The 12,557-nt window shown below is 63.7% G+C and carries 14 protein-coding genes; 3 read left to right on the top strand and 11 right to left on the bottom strand.

Translation table 11 applies throughout. The features are described from left to right. Positions 1-249 precede the first annotated feature (249 nt). The 3 genes from smc to NLY43_RS08215 form a co-directional block, all read right to left on the bottom strand. Entirely contained in the window at positions 250-3,708 is a 3,459-nt protein-coding gene (smc, locus tag NLY43_RS08205; RefSeq protein ID WP_286460781.1) for a chromosome segregation protein SMC, read from the bottom strand. A 69-nt stretch (positions 3,709-3,777) separates the two neighbouring features. Beyond that, the gene (locus NLY43_RS08210; protein ID WP_023692056.1) at positions 3,778-4,506 is read right to left on the bottom strand and encodes a DsbA family protein; all 729 of its coding nucleotides are present in this window, start codon (positions 4,504-4,506) and stop codon (positions 3,778-3,780) included. A gap of 167 nt (positions 4,507-4,673) precedes the next feature. Beyond that, a complete protein-coding gene (locus tag NLY43_RS08215; RefSeq protein ID WP_023709857.1) occupies positions 4,674-5,180 on the bottom strand; it encodes a DUF721 domain-containing protein in 507 nt (168 codons plus the stop codon). 50 nt (positions 5,181-5,230) lie between these two features. Between NLY43_RS08215 and mutY the strand changes: the two genes are divergently transcribed. Both mutY and NLY43_RS08225 read left to right on the top strand, forming a co-directional pair. Continuing rightward, positions 5,231-6,352, top strand: coding sequence for an A/G-specific adenine glycosylase (mutY, locus tag NLY43_RS08220; RefSeq protein ID WP_023709858.1), 1,122 nt, complete (start codon positions 5,231-5,233; stop codon positions 6,350-6,352). A gap of 22 nt (positions 6,353-6,374) precedes the next feature. Beyond that, entirely contained in the window at positions 6,375-6,986 is a 612-nt protein-coding gene (locus tag NLY43_RS08225; protein WP_023709859.1) for an HAD family hydrolase, read from the top strand. Between the two features lie 220 nt (positions 6,987-7,206). Here the strand turns inward: NLY43_RS08225 and NLY43_RS08230 are convergent, their stop codons facing one another. Continuing rightward, complete coding sequence (locus tag NLY43_RS08230) at positions 7,207-8,340, bottom strand: site-specific DNA-methyltransferase (RefSeq protein ID WP_023709860.1); 1,134 nt, start codon at positions 8,338-8,340, stop codon at positions 7,207-7,209. A gap of 188 nt (positions 8,341-8,528) precedes the next feature. Here NLY43_RS08230 and NLY43_RS08235 point away from each other — a divergent pair, with 188 nt between their 5' ends. Next, complete coding sequence (locus tag NLY43_RS08235) at positions 8,529-9,215, top strand: HAD family hydrolase (RefSeq protein WP_023698533.1); 687 nt, start codon at positions 8,529-8,531, stop codon at positions 9,213-9,215. Between the two features lie 6 nt (positions 9,216-9,221). Here NLY43_RS08235 and NLY43_RS08240 read toward each other — a convergent pair whose 3' ends face one another. The 7 genes from NLY43_RS08240 to NLY43_RS08270 form a co-directional block, all read right to left on the bottom strand. After that, positions 9,222-9,653: a DUF1801 domain-containing protein gene (locus NLY43_RS08240; RefSeq protein WP_023709861.1), complete on the bottom strand. Its 432-nt coding sequence runs from the start codon at positions 9,651-9,653 to the stop codon at positions 9,222-9,224. A 13-nt stretch (positions 9,654-9,666) separates the two neighbouring features. Then, positions 9,667-10,125: a DUF1801 domain-containing protein gene (locus tag NLY43_RS08245; protein WP_023709862.1), complete on the bottom strand. Its 459-nt coding sequence runs from the start codon at positions 10,123-10,125 to the stop codon at positions 9,667-9,669. Positions 10,126-10,128: 3 nt separating this feature from the next. After that, positions 10,129-10,350 (bottom strand): hypothetical protein, encoded by a 222-nt coding sequence (locus NLY43_RS08250; protein WP_023668396.1) that lies wholly within the window; start codon positions 10,348-10,350, stop codon positions 10,129-10,131. A gap of 25 nt (positions 10,351-10,375) precedes the next feature. Continuing rightward, positions 10,376-10,768 carry a VOC family protein gene (locus NLY43_RS08255; protein ID WP_023668397.1) on the bottom strand — a complete coding sequence of 131 codons (393 nt, stop codon included), beginning with the start codon at positions 10,766-10,768 and terminating at the stop codon, positions 10,376-10,378. Between the two features lie 57 nt (positions 10,769-10,825). Beyond that, on the bottom strand, positions 10,826-11,251 hold the full coding sequence (locus NLY43_RS08260; protein WP_023709863.1) for an SRPBCC family protein: 426 nt from the start codon (positions 11,249-11,251) through the stop codon (positions 10,826-10,828). After that, complete coding sequence (locus NLY43_RS08265; protein ID WP_023687160.1) at positions 11,248-11,571, bottom strand: ArsR/SmtB family transcription factor; 324 nt, start codon at positions 11,569-11,571, stop codon at positions 11,248-11,250. Before NLY43_RS08265 ends, NLY43_RS08260 begins: the two co-directional genes overlap by 4 nt. 199 nt (positions 11,572-11,770) lie before the next feature. Beyond that, positions 11,771-12,502, bottom strand: a complete 732-nt coding sequence (locus NLY43_RS08270) for a hypothetical protein (protein ID WP_023687159.1) — start codon at positions 12,500-12,502, stop codon at positions 11,771-11,773. Positions 12,503-12,557: the final 55 nt, after the last annotated feature.

Below are 12,557 nucleotides of genomic sequence, written 5' to 3' on the forward strand. Positions count from 1 at the left end.
CTGGGCTTCCGATAAACGTGGCAGCTGAATTGCGGTCGGAGCCTATTGCCATCTGCGCCTTGTAGGCATCGCTTTCGCGTTGGCCGGGCGCTTTGCATGTGGGCTTTGGCGTTCGCTCTCAGGTGGCGCTTAAATTCCTTCTCTTCGAACCTTACAGAATGCGCGTCGCAAGCAGGTCGCAAGGGCGACGGTCCTGTTGCAACAGTCGGATCGACGCCATCGCCGACGAAATCAACAAAGCATGCTGCGTCAGCTCGCCTCGCGCATCGCCTCGGCGGCCTGCAGATCGACCGAGACCAGTTGGCTGACGCCCTGCTCGGCCATGGTCACGCCGAACAGGCGGTTCATGCGCGCCATCGTGATCGGGTTGTGGGTGATGATGACGAAGCGCGTCTCGGTGGTCGCGGCCATTTCGTCCATCAAATTGCAGAAGCGCTCGACATTGTGATCGTCGAGCGGCGCGTCGACTTCGTCGAGCACGCAGATCGGCGCCGGATTGGTCAGGAACACGGCAAAGATCAGCGACATCGCCGTCAGTGCCTGCTCGCCGCCCGACAGCAGCGTCATGGTCTGCGGCTTCTTGCCGGGCGGACGTGCCAGGATTTCGAGCCCGGCTTCGAGCGGGTCGTCGGATTCGATCAGCTGCAGTTCGGCCGTGCCGCCACCGAACAGATGCGAGAACAGCCGCTGGAAATGGCCGTTGACCACCTCGAAAGCGGCAAGCAGCCGTTCGCGGCCTTCGCGGTTCAGGCTCTGGATCGCTTGCCTGAGCTTGCGGATCGCCTCGATGATGTCCTCGCGCTCGGAGACGATGGTCTCCAGCCGGTCCGACAATTCCTTCTGCTCTTCCTCGGCGCGCAGATTGACGGCGCCGAGCCGCTCGCGCTCAACCTTCAGCCGGTCGAGCTGGCGCTCGATCTCGGCCATTTCCGGCATCGGGCTGTCGGCTTCCAGGCCAGTATGGCGAATGACCAGATGCGGCGGCGTGTTCAGCGTTTCCTGGATGCGCGCCTCGACCTCGAGCCGGCGCTCATCGGCGGCGGTCAATCGCTCTTCGGCGCGGACGCGGGTTTCGCGGGAATCGGCCAGCGACTGGATGGCCGCGGTGGCGGCCTTGTCCAGCTCGGCCTGCTTGTTCTCGGCCTCCTGCAAACGGTCGGCGGCCGCCTTGCGCAAGGTCTCGGCCTCGGTCAGCTGCGACAGCAGCGCGCGCCGCCTGGCGTCGATCTCGTCGGGGGCGTCGGCCAGCGTTTCGCGCTCGGCCTCGGCCTCGGCCCTGCGCTCGCCCAGCGAGGCAATCTGCGTCGAGGCGTTTTCGGCCCGCTGCAACCAGTTGCTGCGCTCGGCGCCGATGGCGTCGAGCCGGCGCGTGCGCGCCTCGGCTTCGCGGCGCAGGCCTTCATGGACGGCGCGCGCGTCGGCCAAGGTTGCGCGGTCCCTGCCGACATTGGCGGCGGATTGTTCAAGCTGCAATTGCAGGTCGCCGAGATCGGGGGCGTCCTGCAGCAGCATTTCGGCCTCGGCGAAGGCGGCGGCCGTTTCTTCATGGCTGTCGACGATTCGTGCGCGCGCCTCGTCCAGGGCGGCGCGGCGGCTTGCCAGCTCGCCACCGGCCTTTTCGGCCTCGGCCAGCGCGCTGCGGGCGGCGTCCAGGCCGTGCTGGGCATCGCGCCCGGCCTGGCGGGCATTGCGTTCGGCCTCACTCGCCTGGCGGAGTGCATGTTCGGCCTGGGCAAGGGCAGCCTCTGCCTCGCGCATGATCTGCGTCGCCTGCACCGCCTCGGCATCGAGCTCGGCCAGCCGGTTCTTCTGCGCCAGCCTTTGCGCGGCCGCGGTCGGTGCATCGGCGCTGGCGGTCAGCCCGTCCCAGCGCCACAGCGCGCCGTCACGGCTGACCAGCCGCTGGCCGGGGGCAAGCAGCGTCTGCAGGCGTTTGCCGTCGGCGGCATCGACGATGCCGATCTGCGCCAACCGGCGGGCAAGCTGCGAAGGCGCGCGCACCACGCTGGCGAGGCTCTTGAGGCCTTCCGGCAAGGCCGCATCGCCTGGTTGAACCTGGCTTTCGCCCCAGTGCACCGGCGCGCTGCGGTCGAGCGGCACGTCGAGATCCTCGCCAAGCGCAGCACCAAGGGCCGTCTCATAGCCGCGTTCGACGCTGAGTTGCTCCAGCACCGACGGGAAAAGATCGCCGCTGGCGGCATTGAGGATCTTGGCCAGCGTGCGGGCTTCGGTCTCGATGCCGGCGAGTTCGGCCCTGGCATCCTGCAGCGGCGGACGGGCGGCACTCTCGGTGGCGCGCGCCTCGGCGACCGCCTGTTCGGCAGCAATGGCGCCGGCCTCGGCCTCCTCCAACCGGGCGAGCGCGTCCTCGACCAGAGCGCGCTTCTCGGCGGGATCGGGCAAGCCCGCAACCTTCGACATAATCTCGGACAATTCGCGGTCGACATCGGCCAGATGGCGGGCAAAGCGATCGCGGCGTTCGGCGTTTTCGCGCAGCGTGCGTTCGATCTGATTGCGCGCGGCGGCGGCCTCGGCGCGTTCGGCGGTTAGCGCAGCGAGCTTGGCTTCGCTCTGCGACAGCGTTGCGCCGGCCTGCTCGAAAGCGGCCCGCGTCGTGGCCTCGCGTTCGGCGGCGCCGGCATTTTCGGAATTGAGCGTGGCTTCTTCCTCGCGCAGGCGCTCAAGAATATCCGCATTGTCGCGCACCATGCGCTCTTCGCGCGCGATGTCGCCGTCGAGCTGCTGCAGCCGGCGCTCGAGTTCGGCCTGGCGGGCGCGGATGCGGCCTGCCTCCTCCTCGATCTGCGCCTTGGCGATCGACAGGCGCTGGAAGGCGGCGGCAGCCGCGGCCTCGGCGTCACGCAGGTCCGGCAGCCGGTGGGCGCCGATGCCTTGCTCCCGGGCGGCAGCCATCTGGGCGGCGGCGCGGTCGCCGACCAGAGCTGTGGCAACCGCCAGCGCCGACCGCGCATCGCCCTCCTGGGTCTTGGCCAGCGTCCAGCGCAGATGCAAGAGCGTGGCTTCCGCCTTGCGGATATCGGCCGACAGGTTCTTGAAGCGCGATGCCTGGCGCGCCTGGCGCTTAAGGCTTTCGATCTGGCTCTCCAGTTCGCCGACGACATCGTCCAGCCGTTCCAGATTCTGTTCGGCCGCCTTCAGCCGAAGCTCGGCCTCGTGACGGCGCGTGTGCAGGCCGGAAATGCCGGCGGCTTCTTCGAGCAGCGCGCGGCGCGCCTGCGGCTTGGCCTGGATCAGTTCGCCGATGCGGCCCTGTCCGACCATGGATGGCGAGCGCGCGCCGGTCGACTGGTCGGCGAACAGAAGCTGCACGTCCTTGGCGCGGGCTTCCTTGCCGTTGATGCGGTAGAGCGAGCCGGCTTCGCGCTCGATTCGGCGCGACACTTGCAATTCATCGGCGTCGTTGAAGGCGGCGGGCGCGGTCCGGTCGCTATTGTCGAGGAACAGCGTGACTTCGGCGGTGTTGCGGGCCGGGCGCGTTCCCGAGCCGGAAAAGATCACGTCGTCCATGCCGGACGCGCGCATGTTCTTGTATGAGCTTTCGCCCATCACCCAGCGCATCGCCTCGACAAGGTTCGACTTGCCGCAGCCATTCGGCCCGACAATGCCGGTCAGGCCGCGTTCGATGACGAACTCGCCGGGTTCGACGAAGGACTTGAAGCCGAGGAGGCGAAGGCGCGAAAACTTCATTCGCGCCTGCCTGGAAGGCACAAAGGTGCGCTGACGCCGAAGCGCAGTCGCTCCGGCGCCGCCTGGACGTCAGAGCAGAGGGTCGATGATGGCCGATATTTCCTCAATCGACATCGCACCTTTGTAGGTTTTCCCGTTGATGAAGAAGGTCGGCGTCGAGTCGACCTTGAATTCATCGGCGCCGCGCTTCTGGACCGATCTCACATCGTCCAGAAGTTTCTGGTCCGTCAAGCAGGCCTCGAAGGACTCCTGTGTAAAACCGGCGAGCTTGGAGATCTGCAGCAGCGCATCCTTGGTATTGTTGACGCCGACCCAGTTGGCCTGCTGCTTGAACAGCACGTCGACCATCGGGAAATAATTGTCCTTCGAACACCGCGCCAGCATGAAACCGGCCTCGGCGCTCGGATCGAACGGGAATTCGCGCAGGATGTAACGCGCCTTGCCGGTGTCGATGTACTTGGTCTTCAACTCAGGGAAGGTGGTCGCGGCGAAATGCGCACAATGCGGGCAGGTCATCGAGGCATATTCGACGATGGTGACCTTGGCGTCATCCTTGCCGAGCTGCTTGTCGGGCAAAGCGCCGGGCTTCAGCAGCTCGGCCATATCGACATTGCCGGAAGACTCCGGGACCTTGACGGCGGCCGGAGTGGCAGGCGTCGAAGCAGGCGCGGGAGCCGCAGGCTTCACATCCGCTGCTTTGGCATCCTCGCCTGAATCGCTGCATGCGGCGAGCATAGCCACTGCCGGAATGACGGCCAGCGAAGACAGGAGGTTTCTGCGGGACAAGCTACGGTTCATGCGAATCACCTGACTGTGGTTTGATTTTGCAACGCAAAGGCTAGAAAAGGCGAGAGTTGGCGGGAATTAAGGCATCGCCGTCCCCATTCCAATCGCCAAACTCTACATGCAGGATCACGAATGCGCGAGATAGATGACGCGTTCATGACCGACTGATTACCGGTTGATTACCTTGGCCGCTTCCTTTGGGCAAGAATTGTGGCGCCAAGACGCTCCAGCGAGGCGCGCAAGCCTTCATCCTCGATCTTGCCGACGGTATCCGACAATTTGGCCTTTTCGACAGAAGTCAGTGCTCTCGGCGTCGGTTTCGGCCGGGCTTTGTCCCTCAGCACCGGCTTTTGCACGATCCGGATCCTGCCGATCGCGTTGAAGCCGAGAAAGGCATTGACGCGGTTGATGATCTCGCCGGTCTCGTGCTGTAGGTGCAGCGCGGCCATGCCCTCGCAGGCGATGACCAGCACCGCCGGCTCGAACGGATCGTCCTCATGCATGCGGCGCGGCCACTGGATTTTTTCGGGGCGCGAATGGCCGGCGAGCCTGGGGCCGGCGATCTCTTCCCATGACTGCACCAGCCCGATCGAAATGCCGGCCCGCTTGCGCAGCACGGGGTCGAGGATCGCGGTCGCGAGATCGCTCACCGGAACGGGATTGCCGTAAGGCGTTCTCCCTGCCATGTACGTTCTCCAGCCACGCTCCTCACCAGCCTAGAGCCAGCCCGCGATCAATGGCACTGCACGAACAGACCCGCAAGGCCGCATCCGGACCAACTCTATCAGGAGAGATCGCCGCGCGTCTGCTTGCCTGGTACGACGCGCACCATCGCGAACTGCCGTGGCGGATCACGCCGCGCGCGGCGGCCGGCGGTGCACGGCCGGACCCCTATCGCATCTGGCTGTCGGAAGTGATGCTGCAGCAGACCACGGTCGAAGCGGTAAAATCCTATTTTCGCGCCTTTGTCGAGAAATGGCCTGATGTGAAGGCGCTGGCGGCTGCGCCGGCCGAGGATGTGATGAAGGCCTGGGCCGGGCTCGGCTATTATTCACGGGCGCGCAACCTCAAGGCCTGCGCCGATCTGGTTGCGAGCCAGGGCGGCCGTTTTCCCGACAAGGAAACGGGATTGAGGGAATTGCCGGGGATCGGCGCCTATACGGCGGCGGCGATCGCGGCGATCGCCTTCAACCGTCCGGCGGCGGTCGTCGACGGCAATGTCGAACGTGTCATCTCGCGGCTCTATTCGATCGCAACGCCGCTCAGCGAGGCAAAGCCTGAAATCCGCGCGCTCGTCGAAAGACTGGTTCCGCAGACAAGGCCGGGCGACTTCGCCCAGGCAATGATGGACCTCGGCGCCACGATCTGCACGCCAAGACGGCCGCGCTGCATGCTGTGCCCGGTGCGCGAGGATTGCAGCGCCATCCTGTCCGGCGACCCCGAGCGCTTTCCGGTCCGCCTGCCCAAGGTCGACAAACCACTCAGGCGGGGTGCCGCCTTCGTCGCCGAGCGCGGCGACGGCGCCATCCTGTTGCGCAAGCGGCCTGGCAAGGGCCTGCTCGGCGGCATGACCGAGGTGCCGACCACAGGTTGGACAGCACGGATCGACGGTGCAACCACTTCGGAGGCAGCGCCCTTCCCTGCCGACTGGCGGCGCGCTGGAGAGATCGCGCATGTCTTCACCCATTTCGCGCTCGAGCTCGAAGTTTTTCACGCTCAAGTGAAAAGTGATGCGCCGGAAGGGCATTTCTGGTCGCTGGCCCATGACATTTCCGGAGAAGCGCTGCCGACGGTCATGAAAAAGGTCATCGAAGCAGCGATACCGGGCGCAACCAAAAAGCACCGCCCCATTGACTAGCATTCGCTTTGAAAGGCCCGAAATGACTGAAATCCGCCATATCGTGTTCGACATCGGCCGCGTCTTGCTCCACTACGATCCAAACATTCCGTTCAGCCGCCTCATTCCCGATGCCGAAGAGCGCAAGTGGTTCTTCGACAATGTCTGCACGCATGACTGGAACATCGAGCAGGACCGTGGCCGGACGTGGGAAGAGGCGGAAGCGCTGCTGATCGCGGATTACCCGGATCATGCTGAAAATATTCGCAATTTCCGTCGCTATTGGAATGACATGGTGCCGCATGCCTATGACGACAGCGTCGCCATCATGCTCGGTCTGATCGAGAGCGGCCGCGACGTGACCATGCTGACGAATTTCGCCGCCGACACGCTTGCCGAGGCGAGGCTGCGCTTCGATTTCCTCAGCCGCTCGCGCGGCGTGACCGTGTCGGCCGATATCCGTGAGATCAAGCCCGACCGCGCCATCTACGACCATCACGTCGCCGCGTTCGGTCTCGAACCGTCAGCCACGCTGTTCATCGACGACAGCCCCAGGAATGTCGATGGAGCCAGGGCGGCTGGCTGGAATGCTGTGCTGTTCACAGATGCAAAAACGCTCAAGGCGGACCTTGAGCGGTATGGCATCGCGACCTGAGCTACGCAGAGGGGTCGAAGGTAGCGCTTTATGGCGCCCCCCTCTGCCCTGCCGGGCATCTCCCCCCAAGGGGGAGATCAGCAGCCGCTGCGGCCGTTCTCACCTTGCAAGATCAAAAATTGGCGAAAGCGTTGATGACAGCAATCTCCCCCCTTGAGGGGGAGATGCCCGGCAGGGCAGAGGGGGGCCGTCATAGAGCGCCGAATTTAAACCTTGAATCTCAGGCCCCTGCGCGCTCCATACCGAGCCTGGCGATGCGGCGCAGTTCGTCGATCGGGGTCAGGCCGCCCGAGCGCTCATAGTGCCAGAAGGTCCAGCCATTGCAGGCGTCCAGGCCCTGCACTTCGGCCCCGATCTTGTGGATCGAGCCGGCGCTGTCACCGATGGCCACCGTGCCGTCGGCGCGTACCTTGGCCGACCAGCGCTTCTTGGCATCGTAAAGCGTGGCGCCGGGCTGCATAAGCCCGGTATCGATGAGGCTGACAAAGGCGACGCGCGGCTCGGCGCGCTTGCCGGTGAGCACGGTGAGATCGGCGCTTTCCAGCGGCCGCACGGCGTCGATGCGCTCATTGGCGGCGTCGATATAGGCCTGCTCGCGCTCGATGCCGACGAAATGGCGGCCAAGCCGCTTGGCCACGGCGCCGGTGGTGCCGGAGCCGAAGAACGGGTCGAGCACGATGTCGCCCGGCTTGGTCGAGGCCATCATGATGCGGGCGAGCAGCGCTTCCGGCTTCTGCGTCGGATGCAGCTTGTCGCCATTGTCGTTCTTCAGCCGCTCGCCGCCAGTGCAGATCGGGAACAGCCAGTCGGAGCGCATCTGGATGTCGTCGTTCGATGCCTTCATGGCTTCGTAGTTGAAGGTATAGGCCTTGCCCTTCTGGTCGCGCGAGGCCCAGATCATGGTCTCATGCGCGTTCTGGAAGCGGCGACCGCGGAAATTAGGCATTGGGTTGGTCTTGCGCCAGACGACATCGTTGAGAATCCAGAAGCCGAGATCCTGCATCTTGGCGCCGACGCGGAAGATGTTGTGGTAGGAGCCGATGACCCAGATGGTGCCATTCGGCTTCAGCACGCGGCGTGCCGCCAGGAGCCAGGCGCGGGTGAAGGCGTCATAGGCCTCGAAACTCTCGAACTGGTCCCAGTCATCGTCGACGGCGTCAACCTTGGACTGGTCGGGCCGGTGCAAATCGCCGTCGAGCTGCAGATTGTAAGGCGGATCGGCGAAGATGACGTCGATGGATTTTTCCGGCAGCCGGTCGAGCGCGGCGACACAATCGCCCTTGAGGATCGTGTCCAGCCACTCGGATTGCTGGGGGGCGTGGGAGAGGTCGGCGAGAAGACGCACGGCAGACATTTTTACACCCAAGGCACGCGTTACTGTTTACTCCCCGTTATGGTTACCGATCAGCGTAAATATTCGGTGAAGGACGCAACAGGCCAGGCAGCCCTGACGTCGTCAATTTGCGCAGCCCGGCCCGTTGGTGTATGTCGCGCCGCTTGAGCCTTGCCGGGCCTCCATCACCCTCCCTCGTTCGGATTGCCATGCCCCAGCCAGATCTTGTCATCTTCGATTGCGACGGCGTGCTCGTCGATTCCGAAATCATCGCAGCCCGCGTCGAGGCCGAATTGCTGACCTTGGCCGGATATGAAATCTCGGCCGAGGAATACGCCGAAACCTATGCCGGACTGACCTTCAAGGACATCATGATGCGGGTCGAGCAAAAATCCGCCATCCCGTTCCAGGCCTCGATGATCGACCGGGCCGAAGAGCTGGTCGACCGCAAACTGCGCAGCGACGTGCGCGCCATCGACGGCGTGCGCGAGGCGGTCGCCGCGGTCACCGCGCCGCGCTGCGTCTGCTCGAACTCACGCTTGGAGCGGATCGAGTTCATGCTCGAGAAAGTGGGCCTGCTGCCGTTCTTCGCCGGCCGGATTTTTTCAGCGCTGGAAATACCAAGCAAGAAAACCAAGCCCGCGCCGGATGTGTTCCTGATCGCGGCGCAGCAACTCAACGCCAATCCGGCAAACACCTTCGTCATCGAGGATTCGGTGCACGGCGTCACCGGCGCCAGGGCCGCTGGCATGCGCGTGATCGGCTTCACCGGCGCCGCGCACAGCTATCCCGGCCATGCCGATGTGCTGACCGAAGCCGGCGCCGAAACCGTCATCCGCCGCTGGGCCGAACTGAAAAGTGTGATTGCCGCTCTGTCGGAGTGGTCGGACGCCTGAACCGGATCAGTCCTTGGCTTTGGCCGACCTGGCCGGTTTCTTCTTCGCCCTGTTGTAGGCAATCGCGGCGCGGACGAGCGCTTTCAGCGCATCCGCATCGATCTCGTCGCCCTCCGACACATCGATGGCGCGCCACACCTTGCCGTTGAGCCCGTTGTTGAACAGCCTGTCGGGATCCGGCAGGCTGGCGCCGTGAGAAAAGGTCAGCTTCACCTTGTCCTTGTGAGCGTTGCCGACGGCGATCATGCCGTCGCGTGACCATACCGGGCTGCCCATCCACTTCCACTCCTCGATGATTTCCGGGTCGGCGTCGAGGATGGTCTTGCGCAGGCTGGCCAACGTCTTGCCCCGCCAATCGTCCAGCTCCCGGATTTGGGCATCTATCCGCTCGGAGGCAGAGGCGCCTCCCTCGTCCTTGCTCGACATGCTGATCTTCATGGTCTGCCTCCGTTCACATCTTCTCGCCGGGCAATCGGCTGGCCTGCTTCACCCAGGAGGCGAAGCGGGCTTCGTCGATCTCTTCGCCTTCATGGATGTCGAGATAGCGCACTTCCTTTTGCCTGGAACCGCCGGGAGGCACAGGATCGAGCGACGTGCCGCGAAAGAAGGCGACTTTGACGTATCTGGTGAAGCAATGCAGGCTGAGGAACCAACCGTCGCCCTCGATGCCATAGAACGGTGAGTTCCACTTCACCGCCTTGCAGACGCCGGGGACGGCGCTGACGATAAGTGCGTCGATCCGGCGCCCGACATCGCTTTTCCAGCCCGGCATGGCAGCAATATACGCCTGCACCGGAGCGTCCCCATAGGCCTTCGGGATCTGCGGGTTGCCGCCCGAAAGCAGGACCGGCTTTTCCGGCTTGTCTGGGGCCGGTTTTGCGACCTTCGATTTTCCCGGCGCCTTGGCCATGTCCTACCCTTGCGCGCCCTGCTCGCCACGCGATCTCGCGACGTAAGGCAGCACGAACATATAGAGGCCGCTGAACAGCAGCAGGAATAGCGGCAGCAGCGGCGAATAGACCACCCAGGCCGGAGGTTGCCCGAACGCCATGGTGATGAAATTGGCTGCCACGGTCAGCGTGAAGATGATCGACAGCCAACGATGGGTTTGACGTATCCATTTGCTCAAGTTCATTGCAACTTCCTCTTGAAACCAGCGCCTACCAACGCGCCAGTTGGGTGATCTGGATGAGATTGCCGCAGCTGTCGTTGAGCTGGGCGATGGTCGAGCCGGTCACTTCTGTCGGCGCCATGGCGAACGCACCGCCGCGTCCCTTGATGCGCTCGTAATCACCCTTGACGTCGTCGGTGAACAGCATGAGCGCGGGCTGCCCCTGCTTGAAGATGGCCTGCTGGTAGGCCTTGGCGGCCGGGTTGTCGTTGAGCGCCAGCTGTAGCTCGGCTCCCTCGGGCTCATCGGGTGAGATGACGGTCAGCCAACGAAAAGGCCCATTGCTGAAGTCGGCCTTCACAGCAAAGCCCAGCACGTCGGTGTAGAAGCGCAGTGCGTTATCCTGGTTGTCCACATAGACGCTGGTCAGCTTGATCTTCATCGATTTCCTCCTTTTTGCATTCGGTGCCCCGCGATCAGGGCATGGTACCGACAGGCTTCAATCCGGCTTCGCCAGAAGCTGCTCCAGCTTGGTGAGGAATTGCTGCCACCCGGCCATGGCTCCGCCATAGGCCTGCTTCTGGCTCGGATGGAAGCCCGACTGCTCGACGCGCAGATGGGTTCCCGAGCTCGTGGGTGTGAGCGTGAACGTCACCACGCTCTTCAGATTGTAGGCGGCATCCTCATGCGCAAAATCCCAGCTGTAGGACAGCGTCCTGTTTTGCTCGATGGCCAGCACCTCGCAGTCGAGCACGCCGCCCCAGTCGCCGCGAAGATTGAAGCTGTGGCCGACGACAGGCTTGAAATCGTTCTTCATGAGCCAATCCTCCATCAGATGCGGCTGCGTCAACGCGCGCCAGATCTTCTCCGCCGGCCAGGATATTTCACGTTCGACGACGACGGTGCGCAGCTCGGGATTGCTCACTGGTCCATCCTTTTCAGCAGGTTCTCGAGATCATCGAAGCGGCTCTCCCAGAATCCTGTCATTTGAACTGTCCAGTCGGTCAGCGGACCAAGTGCCTCGGGCTGCGCGCTGTAGTGGGTCTGGCGTCCGGCGTGGCGGTCACGCACCAGGCCGGCCAGCTTCAGGACGCCGAGATGCTTCGACACCGCCGGTTGCGAGACCCCGGACTGCGCCGTCAGCGCCCCCACGGTCTGCTCACCTTGGCGGCACAAGCGCTCGAAGATGGCCCGCCGGGTCGGGTCGGCAAGCGTTCTGAACAAAGTATCGTGGGCGTCCGGCATCGGGATCAATAACCTGCGAGCTATTGATTGACGTATAACCGCCGGGATATGGATGAGTCAAGTGCGCTGGCGGAATGGATCGAGATTAAAGCGCAGACGCGACCTGCCGCAGGCGCACGCCTGCAGGATTACGATCGGATCGTTTGGATCTTTCAAAGAGTTGACCGGCACCGTCGCAGCAGCGACGGCGCCCAGGCGCTTAGTTCGTCGCCGGAGCGCGCTTCTTTTTCTTGCCGGACTTCTTGTCCACCGCCGCCGGCGCGGTGTCGTCATAGCCGGCATAGACAGTGTAATCCCGGGCGGAGGGTTCGGGCACGACGACGTTGGGATCGGTGAACACGAACTGGGTGGCGGTCGAGGGATCGCTGACCTGGATCTGATAGGGGTGGATCTGCGAATAAAGTACGTCGGGGCCGTGCATGACGGCAATGCGGATCGGCATGGTGATGGTGCCGGGGGCGAACAGCGGTCCCGGCACGATCTTGCCGGCAACCCCAACCTTCATCGTCAACTGGCCGTTGGCACGGCTGCAATCGCGGCTCACATCGCTGATCGAGGCCTGGTAGATGATCTTGGCCGGATCCTTGTTCGGGTCGACGATGGAGCCGTCAGGCGCCGTCTGCGCGGCGGCAGCGGCCTCGGCATCCTGTGTTGCATCAGCCTTTTTCTTTTTCGGCTGCGGCGCGCCCTTGGCGTAGGTATTGAAGTATGCGGTGCCGTCACGCACCGTCACTTTCGGGCAGTAGGCCTGCAACTGGCTGGCGAGAACCTTCGGATCCTGAGGCGGTATTGGCGCATTCGGGTCGGTCTTCTTGCCGAAACCGAGATTGAGGATGCCATTGTCGCTCGATTGGCAACCGGCGGCGGCAAGCATAAAGCCGGTTAGCGCCAGACCCGCGACAAAGCGACGGTTGAACTTATGAAACGCCATGAAACTGCACTTCCCTCTCGCAAAGTTGGTGACGTATAGCAACGCCACGGCAAAA

This window comes from Mesorhizobium sp. C416B, assembly GCF_030323165.1.
GTDB lineage: Bacteria > Pseudomonadota > Alphaproteobacteria > Rhizobiales > Rhizobiaceae > Mesorhizobium.